This is a genomic window from Comamonas terrae, from assembly GCF_001544075.1.
Lineage (GTDB): Bacteria > Pseudomonadota > Gammaproteobacteria > Burkholderiales > Burkholderiaceae_C > Comamonas > Comamonas terrae.
In genome coordinates this window covers 36,751-51,279 of record NZ_BCNT01000020.1, presented here as the reverse complement: position 1 = coordinate 51,279, position 14,529 = coordinate 36,751, and the positions used below count along the sequence as shown (strand labels likewise).

Here is a 14,529-nt window from a genome sequence, read left to right as displayed (position 1 = left end):
CAGCGCTTGTAAGACGGGCGCTAAAGGCCTATTTCATTCAAATATTCTCTTTGGAGCGCAGCCATGAACTTCCTCGACGGCCACCTGTTCCCCGAAAACCAGCAGCCCCTGATCATCACCGCCGCACCCTATGCGCCTGGCTGGCTGCCATCCGACTTTCCCGAAGACATTCCGGTCACCATGGAAGAGCAGATCCAGAAGGCCGTGGACTGCTACAACGCGGGTGCGACGGTGCTGCACCTGCATGTGCGCGAACTGGACGGCAAGGGCAGCAAGCGCCTGTCCAAGTTCAACGAGCTGATCGCCGGCGTGCGCAAGGCCGTGCCGGAAATGATCATCCAGGTGGGCGGCTCCATCAGCTTCGCCCCCGAGAACGAGGGGGCGGCCGCCAAGTGGCTCAGCGACGACACGCGCCACATGCTGGCCGAGCTGGAGCCCGTGCCCGACCAGGTGACGGTGACCGTGAACACCTCGCAGATGAACGTGACCGAACAGGCCGAGGATGCGGACTTCAAAGGCACCTCGCGAGAGATCCCGGCCATCTTCAACGCCTACAAGGAAATGACCGTGCCCTCGCAGCCCGGCTGGGTCGAGGAGCACATCCGCCGCCTGACCAGGGCCGGCATCCAGAGCGCCTTCCAGTGCTACAACATCAACAGCTTCGAGTCGGTGGAGCGGCTGATGCGCAAGGGCGTGTACATGGGCCCGCTGGTGCTCAACTGGGTGGCCATCGGCGGCGGCATGGACGCGCCCAGCCTCTACAGCCTGGCCAACTTCGTGCGCGCCGTGCCCGACGGCGCGGTGCTGACGGTGGAGAGCAACGTGCGCAACGTGCTGCCCGTGAACATGTGGGGCATCGCCGCCGGTCTGCACGTGCGCTGCGGCACCGAGGACTGCCTGTGGAACCAGAAGCGCAGCGCCAAGGCCAGCACGGTGTCGCAGATCGAGCAGCTGGTGCGCATCTCCGAGGAGTTCGGCCGCCCCATCGCCACCGCCAAGGAGGCGCGCGAGATCAGCCAGATCGGCGTGTTCTACGACAGCGTGGAAGAAAGCCTGGCCGCCAACGGCTTCGCGCCCAACCGCAACGGCGGCAACCAGGGCTTTCTGCGCAAGGTTTTCACGGCCTGACCGCCATGACGCAGGCAGCAACGCTTTCGGTCGAAGTGTGGTTCGACCTGGTCTGCCCCTGGTGCTGGATAGGCAAGCACCACCTGGACCAGGCCGTGCAGTGCCTGCGCCGGACCGACCCCGGCCTGCAGGTGCAGACCACCTGGCATTCCGTGCAGCTGATTGCGCAGGTGCCGCCGCAGGGATTGCCTTTCGATGCCTTCTACGAGCAGCGCCTGGGCAGCCGCGAGGCGGTGCTGGCGCGCCGGGCGCAGGTGCAGGATGCCGCCCGCCGCGCGGGCGCGCCCATCGACTACACGCGCATCACCGTCTTCCCGAACACCGCCGATGCGCATCGCCTGCTGGCCGCCGGTCGGGCGCAACTGGCGGCCGAGGCCTTCGACGCCTTGCTAGCGCGCCTGTTCGAGGGCTATTTCACGCGCGGCGAAAACCTGGGCGATGCGGATGTGCTGACGGCCATCGCGGCCGAACAGGGTGTCGATCCGGCCGGCCCTTTTGCCCAGGAAGAACCGGCAATGGAAGCTGCCGCGCAGGGCGTACCCTTCTTCGTGTTCAACCGCGCCTATGCGCTGTCCGGCGCCCAGCCGGCCGACATGCTATGGAGCGCCATGCGCCGGGTGATCGGCCGGGGGATCGCCCTGTCCGGCCAAGGCAATCGCATCTAAATCAGCCCTTTTTGCCGGTTTTAGAGACAGAGGCCGGGGCGAGTCCCGGTCTCTGCCGCCGGCGGCACACACGGAAGTACGCCCAGACACTGCCTTGTTTTTACTGAAAATTTAGATGCGATTGCCCTTCCTGTCCGGCCCGCTGTCTGCGCCAGTCTGAGACGCTGGCGCCGAAGCTGGCCCGGAACCAGTGGCAAAAGCTGCTGGGTATGGAAAAGCCCAGCAGGCTGGCCACTTCGCCCAGGGGCAGATTGCTTTCCTGCAGATGGCGCAGCGCCAGCTCGGTACGGATGCGGTTGAGCAGCTCCGAGAAGCTCTGCCCTTCGGCGCTCAGGTGCCGGTGCAGCGTGCGCCGGTCCACGCCCAGGTGCCGCGCCACCTGCTGGGCCGTGCAGCGGCCACCGGGCAGCAAGGCCACGATCAGCTCCGTGCAGGCGGCCTGCATGCCTTCGGTGCGGCGGTCCAGTGCGGTTTCGAGGTAGTCGCGCGCAAAGCGCGCCACGCCGGGGTCGCCCTGCGTGCGCAGCAGCTGCAGATCGGCCAGCGAGCAGACCATGCCGTTCCAGGCCTGGTCGAACAGGGGCGAAAGGCCAAAAAAGGCGCGGTGCGCGGCCAGGTCCGCCGGCGCCCGGTGCATGAAGCTCACCTGCAGCGGCCTCCACTGCGGGCCTATCAGCTCGCGCAGGATGCGGAACATCATGGCGACCGTCAGCTCCATGGACTGGCGGGTCGCCAGGCCCGCAATCGGCATCAGCTCCTGGCGGATGAGCACATTGGCGCCGGCGTCCTCGATGCGCACGATCATGCCGGCGCTGAGCAGCTTCAGGTAGCGGCACAGGCTGTCCAGCGCCTGGCGCGGCGTGGGCTCGTCCTTGAGCACCAGGCTGATGGGGCCCAGGTCGGAAAAGCTGCGCCGCGCCGCCAGCCGCAGCGCAAAGTCCTCCACGCCCGTGGTGCGGGCCGCGGTTTCCAGCAGCACGCGCACGCTGTGGATGGGGATGCGGGTTTCCGGGTTGTCCAGCAGGCGCGCCGACAGCCCGGCCGCGCGCAGCAGGGTGGACGGATCATGGCCCAGCGAGCGCATCAGGTCGGCATAGCCGCCAAGGCTGGCGCTTCGGATCAGACGGCTGCTGCTCGGTGGCATGCCCATGGTGCGGCCTCCTTGCATTCCTTCATCAATGCGGCCAGCGCAGCAACGCCAGGGCCAGCCCGGCCAGAAAGACCGTCTCGCCCACCATCAGCACCACGGGCCTGAGCCCCACGGTGGCCAGCTCGCGCAGCTGGGTCTTCATGCCGATGGCGGCCATGGCCGCCACCAGCAGCCAGCCGGAGAGGCCGCTGCCCGCCTGGGCCAGGGCCTTGGGCAGCCAGCCCGTGCTGTTGAGCGCCACCAGCGCCGCGAAGCCGACGGCGAACCAGGGCAGCAGCGGGGGGCGGGGACCGTCGCCGGCACGGCCCGTGGCGCGCGTGAAGGCCACGGCGAACAGGATGACCGGCAGCAGCGTGGCCACACGCATCAGCTTGACCAGCGTGGCCGTGTCGCCGACTTGCTGGGACATGCCGTAGCCCGCGCCCACCACCTGGGCCACGTCATGGATGGTGGCGCCCAGGAAAATGCCGGCCGTCTGCGTGTCCAGCCCCAGGGAGCGTGCCAGCATGGGGTAGAGAATCATGGTGAAGGTGGACAGGGCCGAAACGCCCACCACGGTGAACAGCGTGGCCCGCTCCTTGAGCGGGTGCGGCGGCAGCGCCGCCGACAGCGCCAGGGCCGCCGAGGCGCCGCAGATGGCCGTGGCGCCGCCGCTGAGCAGGCCGAACAGGATGTTGAAGCCCATCAGCCTGGCCACGATCATCGACAGCCCGATGGTCAGCACCAGCGACACGGCGACCACCAGCACCGGCTGCCAGCCCAGCGACACCACCTGCGCGCCCGTGATGCGCAGGCCCAGCAGCGCCACGCCCCAGCGCAGCAGCTGGCGCGCGGTGAACTCTATGCCGGGCTTGCATGGCCCCTGGCCGGACAGGAAGTTCATCGCCATGCCCAGCATCAGCGCGAACAGCATCACGGGTGCGCCGTAGTGCTGCGACAGAAAGGACGCGGCGGCAGCGACCACGGCGCAGGCGATCACGCCGGGAAACAGCGCGCGGCTGCGGGCAATGGCATGGTTCATGGGGTCTGCCCCCGGAGGGATGTATTGCAGGCGCCGGCGGCTTCCTCGGCCTGGACCTGGTCGCGGATGCGCTGTACGTCGGCTTCATAGCTGCGCGCGGCGACCAGAAAGCACAGCGCGGCCAGTATCGAGAACGCGGGCATGGCTGCCATGGCCCGGGGCAGGGTCCATGCGTCCGACAGCATGCCGGCAATGAAGGGGCCGGCTGCCAGGCCGAACAGATTGAGGAAGAAGGCCAGTACCGCGCTGCCGGTGGCGCGTATGCCAGGGTGAATGACGTCGATCACGATGGCCACGACGGGGCCGGTGGAGCAGGTCATGAGCAGGCCCCCTGCAGCGATCCAGGCCAGCTGCTGGTGGTGCGACAACGCCCTGCCGGGTGCGGCGAACGCCGGTATCAGCACGGCCATGGACAGCAGGCACAGCAGGGCCAGGACAAGGAGCTTGCCGCGCTGGCGCCGGCGGCCGGCCCGGTCCACCAGTGCGCCCGTGAGCACGGCGCCGGCCGCGCCGCACAGCACGACCAGCGCGGCGTTGATCGCAGCCTGTGCCGGCGCCAGGCCCTGGGCGCGGTTCAGGTAGCTGGGCAGCCAGGCCCAGACCGTGGACAGCACGACGACCTGGGCCGAGCCGCCCAGGCTCACCCAGAGCATGGTGGGCGAGCGCGCCAGCGCCGCCGCGATGGCGCGGGCCATGCTGGCGGGGGTCTGCGTCGCCCGGTCCAGCCGCGGGGTGAGCTGCACGGTGCGGTAGTCGCGTACGAAGATGTAGAGCAGGGACAAGGCCAGCCCGGGCACGCCGACCACGCCGAAGGCGGCCTGCCAGCCCCAGTGGCTGGCGATGACACCGCCCAGCATCACGCCCAGCACCGAGCCCAGCGAGCCCACGGAGAAGAAGACCGCCATCAGCGTGCCGCGCATGCGGGCCGGAAAGTGGCTGGCGATCAGCGCCGAGCCCACCGAGCCATAGCCGGCCTCGCCCGCCCCGACGACGGCGCGTGCTGCCAGCAACTGGCCGTAGCTGCGCGTGAACATGCAGGAGATGCAGGCCAGGCTCCACAGCATGGCCATGAGGAAAATGCTTTTGACGCGGCTGTGCCGGTCCGCCCACAGCGCAATGGGCATGGCGCCTACGGCCACGGTGATCGAGACCGCCGACACCAGCGAGCCCAGCTGCTTATCCGACAGCCCCCAGGCCTGCTTGAGGTGGGGGAACAGCGAGACGATGACCTGGCGGTCGATGTAGTCGACCATCATCAGCGCCACGGTCATGATCAGCGCGAACCAGGCCGGGCCCCGCCCGAACAGGTAGCCGTCGGGGTCGGGGCGGCCGGGGTCGGCCATTTGCAGGTCCATTGCCATGGCGCTTGTCTCCGGTGCTTGTGCGGCGCTGCTCTGGCGGCAGCGTTTACGCGGGTGTCAGCAAATGGTCGCGGTAGGCTTCGCGCAGCTGGTTCTTCTGCATCTTGCCGGTGCCGCCGAGCGGAATTTGGTCGACGAACACCACGTCGTCCGGTGTCCACCACTTGGCGACCCGGCCGGCGAAGAAGGCCAGCAGCTCGTCGCGCGACAGTTCGTGGCCGGGCCTTTTCACGACCACGAGCAGCGGCCGCTCGTCCCATTTCGGGTGGCGCACGCCGATGCAGGCCGCCATGGCCACGGCAGGGTGGGCCATGGCGATGTTCTCGATGTCGATGGAGCCTATCCATTCGCCGCCGGACTTGATCACGTCCTTGCTGCGGTCGGTGATGTGCATGAAGCCGTCGGCGTCGATGGTCGCCACGTCGCCGGTCGGGAACCAGCCGTCCACCAGCGGGCCTGCGCCTTCGCCGCGGAAATAGCCGCTGGCGATCCAGGGGCCGCGCACCATCAGCTCGCCCGGCGTGCGGCCGTCGTGCGGCAGGCGCTGGCCCGCGGCATCGACGATCTTCATTTCCACGCCGAACACGGCGCGTCCCTGCTTGGCCTGCAGGGCCTGGCGCTGCGAGGCCTCCAGTGCCGCCTGGCGCGGCGTGAGCCGGCTCACGCTGCCCAGCGGGCTGGTCTCGGTCATGCCCCAGGCGTGGATGACCTGCACATCGTGCTGCTGCTGGAAGGCCTCGATCATGGCCGGCGGGCAGGCCGAGCCGCCGATGATGGTGCGGCGCATGCTGCCGAAGCGCAGGCCGTGGCCCTGCACATGGGCCAGCAGCCCCTGCCAGACAGTGGGCACGCCGGCGGAGACCGTGACGCCTTCGGCCTCGAACAGCTCGTAGAGCGATGGGCCGTCGAGCCAGGGGCCGGGAAACACCAGCTTGGCGCCGACCATGGCCGCGATGTACGGAATGCCCCAGGCATTCACATGGAACATGGGCACCACGGGCAGCACGGTGTCGTGGCTGGAGTAGTTGAGCGCATCGGGCAGGGCCGCGGCATAGGCATGCAGCAGCGTGGAGCGGTGGCTGTAGAGCACGCCCTTGGGATTGCCCGTGGTGCCCGAGGTGTAGCACAGCGAGGAGGCGCTGCGCTCGTCCAGGTCGGGCCAGTCGAAGCGGTCCGCCTGCCCGGCCAGCAGATCCTCGTAGCACAGCAGGCCGGGAAGGGCGGTGGAGGCCGGCATGTGCTCCCGGTCCGTCATGGCGACGAAGGCCCGGATGGTGGAGACGCGCGAGGCGATGGCCTCGACCAGCGGCAGGAAGGTGAGGTCGAAGAACAGGATCCGGTCCTCGGCATGGTCGGCGATCCAGGCCACCTGGTCCGCATGCAGGCGCGGGTTGATGGTGTGCAGCACGGCGCCCGAACCCGAGACCGCGTAGTACAGCTCCATGTGGCGGTAGCCGTTCCAGGCCAGCGTGGCCACGCGCTCGCCCCGGGCGATGCCGCGCGCCGCCAGCGCATTGGCCAGCCGGCGCGCGCGCCGGCCCATGTCGCCATAGGTGTAGCGGTGCACATCGCCTTCGACGCGGCGCGACACGATCTCGCGCTCCGCATGCTGCTGCTGCGCATGGGTGAGCAGGCCGGAGATCAGCAGCGGCCTATCCATCATCAAGCCATTCATCGCAAGCCTCCGGATCAGGGCACGAGCACGGTGGAGCCGGTGGTCTTGCGCGATTCGAGCGCGCGGTGCGCCTCGGCCGCGTCTGCCAGGGCAAAGGTCTGCTGGGGCTCGCTGACGATGTCGCCGGCCAGCACGTGGTCGAACAGTTCCCTGGCCATGTCCAGCATGTGGGCGCGCGGGTGGATGTAGTGCACCATGGCGGGCCGCGTCATCCAGATCGAGCCTTTTTGCGCGAGCAGCTGAGAATCCACCACCACCGAGCCCGAGGAGGTGCCGTTGCTCACGAAGTGGCCGCGCGGCTGCAGGCAGTCGAGCGAGTCCATCAGCGTGTCCTTGCCCACCGAGTCGTAGACCACGGGCACGCCCTTTCCGTTGGTGATTTCCTTGACGCGCTCGACGATGTTCTCGCGCGAGGTCACGATGGTGTGGGCGCAGCCGTTGGCCTTGGCGATCTCGGCCTTCTCGTCGGTGCTCACGGTGCCTATCATGGTGACGCCCAGGGCGCGCGCCCACTGGCAGGCGATCAGGCCCACGCCGCCGGCTGCCGCGTGGTAGAGGATGGTTTCGCCGCCCTTGAGCGGATAGACCTGGCGGAACAGGTACTGCGCCGTCATGCCCTTCATCATCAGGGTGGCCGCGGTGCGGTCGCTGATGCCGTCGGGCAGGGGGATCAGCACTTCGGCCGGCATCACGCGGGCCTGCGAGTACGCGCCCTGCGGGCCGATCAGGTAGCCCACGCGGTCGCCGGGCTGGAGGTAGTCCACGCCGGGACCCACGGCCTCGACCACGCCGACGGCGTCCGAGCCCAGGCCGGAGCCAGCGCCTTCCGGCAGGGCCAGCGGATAGCGGCCGGTGCGGAAATAGATATCGATGAAGTTGAGCGCGATATAGCTGTGGCGCACGCGCGCCTGGCCCGGTCCGGGCTCGCCCACGGCGACGTCCTCGTACTTCAGGACTTCGGGGCCGCCGGTTTCGTAAAAGCGTATGGCTTTGACCATGGTGTCTGTCTCCTTGATGTCGTGTTCTCAGGCCGAGAGTTCGGCAATGAATTCATGCGCGCGCGGCCATTCGCCGTAGCCCGATGCAGGGTTGAGGTGGCCCACTTCGCCCAGGTCCACCAGGCGGCTTCCCCAGGCGCTCGCCATCTGCTCCACCTGGGCAAAGCGCGCCAGCGGATCGTTGCGGCTGGCCGCGACGATGCTGGGAAAGGGCAGGGCCTGCAGGGGCACGGGCAGCCAGCCGCCGTCCTTCAGCGCCTGCAGCGGCGGATAGCCCTCGGGCATGGGGCGGTCCAGTTCGGGCGGCGTGGCCAGCAGCGCGCCCTTGACGGGACGGCTGGTCTGCGCGGCCCAGTGCGCCACCATGGGGCAGCCACCGCTGTGCGCCACGATCACGAGGGGGCCGGAGATGGCCTGGGCTGCCTGCTCGATGGCCTGCACGCGCGCCGCGCGGTTCAGCCCTGCGCCGCTGCGGCCCATGGGCGGCACGGTATGCACGCGCGGCAGCTGCGCCGCCAGCAACGTCTGCCAGTGGGTCTCCACATGGTCGCGCAGGCCCGGGACGATGAGAACAGTCGCCTGCATGTCAGTTGAGCTTGATGCCGAAGGTCTTGACGATCTCGGCGTTGCGCTCGAACTCGGCGCGCAGATCGGCTGCCAGCTGTTCCTGCGTGCGCTTTTCCTGGATCATTTCAAAGCCTGTGCCCGCATAGCGTTCGCGCACGGCCGGCAGGGCGTTGACCCTGGCCAGCACGGTGTACATCTTCTCCATCAGCGGGCGCGGTGTGCTGGCGGAGGCGAAGACGCCGGCCCAGTTGCTGAAGTCGATTTCCGGGTAGCCCAACTCGGCCATGGTCGGTACGTTGGGGTAGTCGGGCAGGCGGCTCTTGTAGGCCACGCCCAGCAGCTTGATCTTGCCGCTGGGTATCAGCGGCTTGGAGGTGACTGATCCGTCGAACATCAGCGGTATCTGGTTGCCCATGACCTGGGCCAGCGCGGGCGCCGAGCCCGGAAACGCCACATGCTCCATGTCGAGCTGGGCCTTCCTGTTGAGGATGGCGCCCGCATATTGCGAGGCCGTTCCCTGGCTGTAGGAGGCGAAGGAGATCTTGCCCGGGTTGGCCTTCACGTAGGCGATGGCCTCCCTGGCATCCCTGGCCGGGAATTGCGGCGAGGCGATGAACAGCATCACCGAGCGCGCCATCTGGGCCACGGGCTTGACGTCCTTCATGGGGTCGAAGCCCACCTTGAGCACATGCGGCACCTCGGTCAGGATATTGGTGACCGTGACAAGCAGGGTGCTGCCGTCGGCAGGCTGGGCCAGCATGTACTTGACGGCGATGGCTCCGCCGGCGCCGGGCCGGTTCTCGACGATGACGGGCTGCTTGATCTCCTGCGCGAGCTGGTCGCTGATGATGCGCGCGAAGACGTCGATGGTGCCGCCCGGCGGGGCGGGCACGATGAGCTTGACCGGCTTGTCGGAGAAGGCCAGCGCGCTGCCGGCCTGCAGCGCCGCAGCCAGCGCGATGGGCAGGAGAGATGCAATGCGTTTCATCGCGCGCTCCCGTTTCAGGCAACCTTGCGCAGAAAGCCTTGCTGGCCGCCGTTGCGGTTGGGCGCAAAGCCGTTCTTTTCCAGCGTCTCTTCCACGGTATCGTAGAACACGCCGACCTGGCAGATTTCGCGCGCCTGCCGGGGCGTGGCGATGGGGCGGCTGCATTCCTTGGCAATGCGCACCAGCTGCTCGATCTGCTCCACCGTGCCCATCTTGCGGGTACGCGTCTGGTTCCAGAGATTGTCCTCGGTGCCGCAGCGCACGTGCAGGCCCATGGCAATGCCCATGATGTTGACCGGCAGCACGTTGAGTACCGAGCTTTCCACCGTCAGCACGGCGCCGTCGGGCACGGCGCGCACGAAGTTGGCCAGGCTGTAGATGCTGGGTGCGTCCATGCCGCCGCCGATGGCCACCCAGTTGAGCACCAGCGGGCCCTTGTAGATGCCGCGGCGCATCAACCGCTCGACCGACTCGAAGCTGTTGATGTTGTAGCACTGGAAGGCGCTCTGGATGCCGGCGGCCGACAGGCGGCGGATGTGCTCCTCGGCCCATCCTGGCTGGGCCGGCACGGTCATCTCCTTGTAGGCGTTGAACACGGCCGGGTCTTCCATCGAGGTGCCCTGGATGTCGCGCGCATCGAACTGCTCGAGGATGTTCATCTGCGAGGTGTTGATGGTCACCGTCACCTGGTCGGGCTTGGGATCGAGTTCGGCCAGCATGTGGCGCGTGTCGTCGGAAAGCCACTTGGCGGCGGCGCCTTCGGTCTCGGGCGCGAAGCTGATCGAGCCGCCCACCTGGATGATCATCTCGGGCACGCGCTCGCGTACGCCGGCGATCAGTTCATTGAACTTCGAGAGGCGCTTGCTGCCTTTGCCGTCGAGCTCGCGCACATGCAGGTGCAGCACCTGGGCGCCGGCGTTGTAGCAGTCCACGGCCTTCTGGATCTGCTCCTCCATGGTCACGGCGATTTCCCCGGGGAAATCGGACGGCAGCCACGAAGGCGCGTAGGGTGCGGCGGTGATGATCAGGGGCTGCTGGTTTTCTGGGAACAGGTGGCCGTCGAGGAAGTTCATGGTTGTCTCCGTGAATAGGTGCAGAAAGGGCTCAGAACGTAGGCGTGCCGATGATTCCGGCGCGCTCCATCTTGCGGTGGCAGGGCGGGTAATCCATCACCGCATAGTGCTGCGTGGCGCGGTTGTCCCAGATGGCCACGCTGCCCGGCTTCCAGCGCCAGCGCACCTGGTATTCGGGAATGGCGGCCTGGCTGATCAGGTACTGCAGCAGGTCGGCCGCGCCGCGCGTGAAGTCCTGTCCCACCCGCACATTGGCCGGGGTGTGGAAGTTGGTGAAGTGGGTGGTGAAACCGTTGACGAACAGCACTTTCTCGCCGGTCTCGGGGTGAGTACGCACCACGGGGTGCTCCGCGTCCGGGAACTGGGCCCTGAGGGCCAGGCGCTTTTCGGTGGGCATGGCCGCGCCGAAGGTGCATTCGATGCTGTGGCGGGCGCGCAGCGGATCGATCAGGTCCTTGATCGTCCGGGGCAGCCGCTCATAGGCCAGGGCCATGTTGGCCCACATGGTGTCGCCGCCTACGGGCGGGCACTCCACGCAGCGCAGCACGGCGCCCATGGCCGGGGCCTCGCGCCAGGTGCCATCGCAGTGCCAGGAATTCTCGTAGCGGTCGTTGGGCTGATCGGGGTTCTTGTAGATGCGCACCAGGCCGGGATGTTCGGGGTCGCTGCCGGCCACCGGATGGTCTTCGAGCTCGCCGAAGCGGCGCGCAAAGGCCACGTGCTCGGCGCGCGTGATCTCCTGGTCGCGCAGGAACAGGACCTTGTGCCGGAGCAGGGCGGCCTTGATCTCGGCAAAGAGGGCATCGTCGCGGGCTGCGTCGGCCAGGCTGACACCCATGAGTTCTGCACCGATGGCGCAGGTAAGGGGCTCTATGCGCATAGTTGTCTCCTATCGCTGTTGTATGTCCGGACTGTTGTGTTCCAGGTCGTCCGGTGGGCCTACTGTAGAAAGAGCAGGGCCTTCCATGCTTTGCATTTCATGCCAGCCGTTTTGTATTTCATGCCAGAATGACCGCCCAGGCAGGAGGGCAGCAATGGTCACTTTGGTGCGTGCGGCGGCTTTGACGCATTTCCCCGAGGTCTTGCGGGAGCTTGGCGGCGATCCCGAAACGGCGCTGCGCCAGGCCGGCCTGCGCCCGGCCATGCTCCGGGAGCAGGATCAGCTGATCGATGTCTCGATGGCCTCGCGCCTGCTGGAGGATGCAGCAGCCTCTACGGGCTGCGAGTCTTTCGGGCTGCGCATGGCGCAGTCCCGCCAGCTGTCCAATTTCGGCGTGATCAGCCTGCTGCTGCTGCATCAGCCGACCCTGCGCCATGTGATCACCACGCTGATAGCGCATGTCCACCTGCTCAATGAATCGCTGCTGATCCACATGGAGGATGCCGGCAGCGTCGTGATCCTGCGCGAGGATTTCGTGTCGCCCGATCCCATGCGCCAATCCATCGAGCTGGCCATAGGCGTGCTGTTTCGCATGTGCGAGGCCCTGCTCAAGGACCGCTGGATGCCCCAGCGCGTCTGTTTCAGCCATGCGGCGCCCGCAGATCCCAGCCTGCACAAGCGACTGTTTCGCTGCCGCGTGGAGTTCGACGCCGAGTTCAACGGCATCGTCTGCCGCGCCAAAGACCTGGACGAACCCAATCCCCTTGCCGACCCCGTGCTGGTCCGCTATGCCAAGACCGTGGTGGAGACGACGCTCAAGGGAAAGCAGGCCTCCACGGGCCAGCAGGTGCGCAAGGCCATTTATCTCATGCTGCCCTCGGGCAATGCCACCTGTCTTTGCGTGGCCCAGGGATTGGGGCGCAGCATGCGCACGCTGCAGCGCGAGCTCGATGGCGAAGGCCTGAGCTTCACCGGTCTGCTGGAAGAGGTACGTCACGATCTGGCCCGGCGCTATGTAGTCAACCCGCACTACAGCATCGGCCAGATTGCGGCCATGCTCGGCTACAGCAGCCACAGCGCGTTTACACGCTGGTTCGGCGCGCGCTTTGGCTGTGCACCGGAGGTTTGGCGTGGGCGCCAGGCGGACGCTGCCTAGATATAGGCCCCAAGGCCAAGTGGGATAACCTGGACGACCGGGCCGTTCCCGCGAGGCGATGGCATCGTCATGGCCTGGACGCCGGTACTGCGCAACAATGGCTTGTTACGCAGTACACCGCGTGCACCCAATTTCCGACGCATGGTCGATTCTTGCTCAATGTCCGAAACACCCCCCGAGAAAAAAGACGTGGGCGCCGTCACGCTCTCCTGGCCTGTGCGCTGTCTCTTGACAGTTTTTGCGGTGGTTTGCCTGGTTCTGGGGTTGATAGGTGCCGTGGTTCCCGGCATGCCCACGACGGTATTCATCCTGATGGCTGCCTGGGCAGCAGTGCGCAGTTCCCCGAAACTCCACGGCTGGCTTTATGCTCATCCCACGTTCGGCCCCATGCTGCGCAACTGGGATGCCGGAGGCTTGGTGAGCCGTCGCGTGAAATGGACTGCGACGGCCAGCATGGCTCTCAGCGCAGTGCTGGTGTTCTACCTGGCCAAGAAGCTATGGCTGGCCGCGCTGGCAGTGGGCATCATGGCCTGCGTGCTCCTTTGGCTGTGGCTTCGGCCTGAGCCCGCGGAATGAGGTGCAGATTCCCATTCGTTGGTGATGCCATGCGCTTTTCCATGGCGTTCTTCGTTGCCACTGCGGCGTTGGCCGTTGTGCGGTCGTTCCAGGAGGCGGTTGCAGCAGTGCATGGAAGCACGATATCGCTCATCTTGCGGGTGGTTGGCGTAGCAGGTTGCTTGGGACGGTACTCATCGGCAGGATCTTGAAAAAGGCTTTTATCCGACACTGACCCCCAGCCCGCTGGTGCCGGCCGCGACTGCGTGGCCCTGGTCAGTGGCACCAATCCACCGAGCTTTCTGGCGCCTGGGTGGAGATGGGGGATATCCGCGTATCCTCGAGCAATGCGCTCCGTTGCGCACGGGCGGCGAATGGAAGAATTCGTACTCATGATTTCGTCCCATGGGGCTGCCATGCAGGGTTGAGGCGCTTTCCCGGAAAGCGGCTCGGGAACCACGCCGGGCCATCGCATACGTCTGCTGAATGGGAGAAATGGCCTGCTGAAGCGTGGGCAATCTGCATGCTGCTCGAAGCCGGGGCGCTTCTCTATCCGGTAGTTGGACTGTTACCGAGGCTAGAGGCTCCTGGACAGAGCGGAGCGGACAATTCTTCAGAACAGGGCAATGGGCGGCGACTCGCTGTCCGGAAACAGCCATGCGTGGCGCGGCTCGCGGTAAAACGGACCCGAGCCGGTGAACTCGGAAAATGCAGGCAGGTTCAGATACGGCGGCGCGTAGGCCAGGCAGGGCAGCTTGCGGCCGAGCTGCGCGACCCGCAAGGCAGGGTGGATGTGGCCGTGGATATTGAGCCTGAAGTCCGGTGCCTGCTGGATGACGGGTTCGTGCGTCAGGAGCACCTGCTGGCGCTGCAGGCGTTCGTGCACGGCGTCCAGAAGCAGCGCCTCGGATTTCAGGTGGGCATCGTGGTTGCCGCGCGTGAGTATGAAGCGGGTCGTCGCGTTGGCATGGCGCAAGGCCTGCCAGAGTTCCAGAGTTTCCTCGCCCAGGTAGCGGCCATGCACGAAGTCTCCCAGAATGACCAGCTCCCGGGGCCGCCACTGCCGCAGAATGCGGTGCAGGCGCTGCAGGTCCTGGCGCTGCACCGCATGCGGCACGGCAATGCCATGGCGCCGGAAGATGTCGCTCTTGCCCAGGTGCAGGTCGGCGATGACGAGCAGGCTTTCATCGGGCCAGAACAGGGCGCGCTCGGCCAGGATGAGCAGCCGGATCCCTGCGATGTCGGCAGCCACCGGCGCCGCAGGCGGTGCGAGGGGCGGATCGGCGGGATAGATGTCCGGAAATGGCATGTG

14 protein-coding genes are annotated in these 14,529 nt (G+C 67.0%); 4 read left to right on the top strand and 10 right to left on the bottom strand.

Features of this window, described 5'->3' with window-relative positions:
• Window positions 1-63 precede the first annotated feature (63 nt).
• Both Cte04_RS19675 and Cte04_RS19670 read left to right on the top strand, forming a co-directional pair.
• Window positions 64-1,128 (top strand): beta-keto acid cleavage family enzyme, encoded by a 1,065-nt coding sequence (locus tag Cte04_RS19675; RefSeq protein ID WP_066483154.1) that lies wholly within the window; start codon window positions 64-66, stop codon window positions 1,126-1,128.
• A 5-nt stretch (window positions 1,129-1,133) separates the two neighbouring features.
• Window positions 1,134-1,793, top strand: a complete 660-nt coding sequence (locus Cte04_RS19670; RefSeq protein ID WP_066483151.1) for a DsbA family oxidoreductase — start codon at window positions 1,134-1,136, stop codon at window positions 1,791-1,793.
• Window positions 1,794-1,893: 100 nt separating this feature from the next.
• Here the strand turns inward: Cte04_RS19670 and Cte04_RS19665 are convergent, their stop codons facing one another.
• The 9 genes from Cte04_RS19665 to Cte04_RS19625 are packed head-to-tail and all read right to left on the bottom strand — an operon-like array spanning window position 1,894 to window position 11,506.
• The gene (locus tag Cte04_RS19665) at window positions 1,894-2,943 is read right to left on the bottom strand and encodes an AraC family transcriptional regulator (RefSeq protein ID WP_083526768.1); all 1,050 of its coding nucleotides are present in this window, start codon (window positions 2,941-2,943) and stop codon (window positions 1,894-1,896) included.
• Window positions 2,944-2,968: 25 nt separating this feature from the next.
• On the bottom strand, window positions 2,969-3,964 hold the full coding sequence (locus tag Cte04_RS19660) for a YeiH family protein (protein ID WP_066483139.1): 996 nt from the start codon (window positions 3,962-3,964) through the stop codon (window positions 2,969-2,971).
• Entirely contained in the window at window positions 3,961-5,325 is a 1,365-nt protein-coding gene (locus Cte04_RS19655; RefSeq protein WP_245633451.1) for an MFS transporter, read from the bottom strand. Before Cte04_RS19655 ends, Cte04_RS19660 begins: the two co-directional genes overlap by 4 nt.
• 46 nt (window positions 5,326-5,371) lie before the next feature.
• On the bottom strand, window positions 5,372-7,000 hold the full coding sequence (locus Cte04_RS19650; RefSeq protein ID WP_066483132.1) for a 3-(methylthio)propionyl-CoA ligase: 1,629 nt from the start codon (window positions 6,998-7,000) through the stop codon (window positions 5,372-5,374).
• 14 nt (window positions 7,001-7,014) lie between these two features.
• Window positions 7,015-7,998: a quinone oxidoreductase family protein gene (locus Cte04_RS19645; RefSeq protein ID WP_066483124.1), complete on the bottom strand. Its 984-nt coding sequence runs from the start codon at window positions 7,996-7,998 to the stop codon at window positions 7,015-7,017.
• Between the two features lie 27 nt (window positions 7,999-8,025).
• On the bottom strand, window positions 8,026-8,583 hold the full coding sequence (locus Cte04_RS19640) for an RBBP9/YdeN family alpha/beta hydrolase (protein WP_066483122.1): 558 nt from the start codon (window positions 8,581-8,583) through the stop codon (window positions 8,026-8,028).
• A gap of 1 nt (window position 8,584) precedes the next feature.
• Window positions 8,585-9,553, bottom strand: coding sequence for a Bug family tripartite tricarboxylate transporter substrate binding protein (locus tag Cte04_RS19635; protein WP_066483118.1), 969 nt, complete (start codon window positions 9,551-9,553; stop codon window positions 8,585-8,587).
• Between the two features lie 14 nt (window positions 9,554-9,567).
• Window positions 9,568-10,626 (bottom strand): beta-keto acid cleavage family enzyme, encoded by a 1,059-nt coding sequence (locus tag Cte04_RS19630; protein ID WP_066483115.1) that lies wholly within the window; start codon window positions 10,624-10,626, stop codon window positions 9,568-9,570.
• A 31-nt stretch (window positions 10,627-10,657) separates the two neighbouring features.
• Window positions 10,658-11,506: a TauD/TfdA dioxygenase family protein gene (locus Cte04_RS19625; RefSeq protein ID WP_066483110.1), complete on the bottom strand. Its 849-nt coding sequence runs from the start codon at window positions 11,504-11,506 to the stop codon at window positions 10,658-10,660.
• Window positions 11,507-11,660: 154 nt separating this feature from the next.
• Between Cte04_RS19625 and Cte04_RS19620 the strand changes: the two genes are divergently transcribed.
• The gene (locus Cte04_RS19620) at window positions 11,661-12,662 is read left to right on the top strand and encodes an AraC family transcriptional regulator (protein ID WP_066483107.1); all 1,002 of its coding nucleotides are present in this window, start codon (window positions 11,661-11,663) and stop codon (window positions 12,660-12,662) included.
• Window positions 12,663-12,821: 159 nt separating this feature from the next.
• A complete protein-coding gene (locus tag Cte04_RS19615) occupies window positions 12,822-13,238 on the top strand; it encodes a YbaN family protein (RefSeq protein ID WP_157082199.1) in 417 nt (138 codons plus the stop codon).
• Between the two features lie 592 nt (window positions 13,239-13,830).
• Here the strand turns inward: Cte04_RS19615 and pdeM are convergent.
• On the bottom strand, window positions 13,831-14,526 hold the full coding sequence (pdeM, locus tag Cte04_RS19610; protein ID WP_169798070.1) for a ligase-associated DNA damage response endonuclease PdeM: 696 nt from the start codon (window positions 14,524-14,526) through the stop codon (window positions 13,831-13,833).
• Between the last annotated feature and the right edge of the window lie 3 nt (window positions 14,527-14,529).

What these genes read in the sequence shown, in the direction of transcription:
- Cte04_RS19675 (WP_066483154.1), top strand. Translation starts at nt 64, where the DNA reads ATGAACTTCCTCGACGGCCACCTGTTCCCCGAAAACCAGCAGCCCCTG.
- Cte04_RS19670 (WP_066483151.1), top strand. Translation starts at nt 1,134, where the DNA reads ATGACGCAGGCAGCAACGCTTTCGGTCGAAGTGTGGTTCGACCTGGTC.
- Cte04_RS19665 (WP_083526768.1), bottom strand. Translation starts at nt 2,943, where the DNA reads ATGGGCATGCCACCGAGCAGCAGCCGTCTGATCCGAAGCGCCAGCCTT.
- Cte04_RS19660 (WP_066483139.1), bottom strand. Translation starts at nt 3,964, where the DNA reads ATGAACCATGCCATTGCCCGCAGCCGCGCGCTGTTTCCCGGCGTGATC.
- Cte04_RS19655 (WP_245633451.1), bottom strand. Translation starts at nt 5,325, where the DNA reads ATGGCAATGGACCTGCAAATGGCCGACCCCGGCCGCCCCGACCCCGAC.
- Cte04_RS19650 (WP_066483132.1), bottom strand. Translation starts at nt 7,000, where the DNA reads ATGAATGGCTTGATGATGGATAGGCCGCTGCTGATCTCCGGCCTGCTC.
- Cte04_RS19645 (WP_066483124.1), bottom strand. Translation starts at nt 7,998, where the DNA reads ATGGTCAAAGCCATACGCTTTTACGAAACCGGCGGCCCCGAAGTCCTG.
- Cte04_RS19640 (WP_066483122.1), bottom strand. Translation starts at nt 8,583, where the DNA reads ATGCAGGCGACTGTTCTCATCGTCCCGGGCCTGCGCGACCATGTGGAG.
- Cte04_RS19635 (WP_066483118.1), bottom strand. Translation starts at nt 9,553, where the DNA reads ATGAAACGCATTGCATCTCTCCTGCCCATCGCGCTGGCTGCGGCGCTG.
- Cte04_RS19630 (WP_066483115.1), bottom strand. Translation starts at nt 10,626, where the DNA reads ATGAACTTCCTCGACGGCCACCTGTTCCCAGAAAACCAGCAGCCCCTG.
- Cte04_RS19625 (WP_066483110.1), bottom strand. Translation starts at nt 11,506, where the DNA reads ATGCGCATAGAGCCCCTTACCTGCGCCATCGGTGCAGAACTCATGGGT.
- Cte04_RS19620 (WP_066483107.1), top strand. Translation starts at nt 11,661, where the DNA reads ATGGTCACTTTGGTGCGTGCGGCGGCTTTGACGCATTTCCCCGAGGTC.
- Cte04_RS19615 (WP_157082199.1), top strand. Translation starts at nt 12,822, where the DNA reads ATGTCCGAAACACCCCCCGAGAAAAAAGACGTGGGCGCCGTCACGCTC.
- pdeM (WP_169798070.1), bottom strand. Translation starts at nt 14,526, where the DNA reads ATGCCATTTCCGGACATCTATCCCGCCGATCCGCCCCTCGCACCGCCT.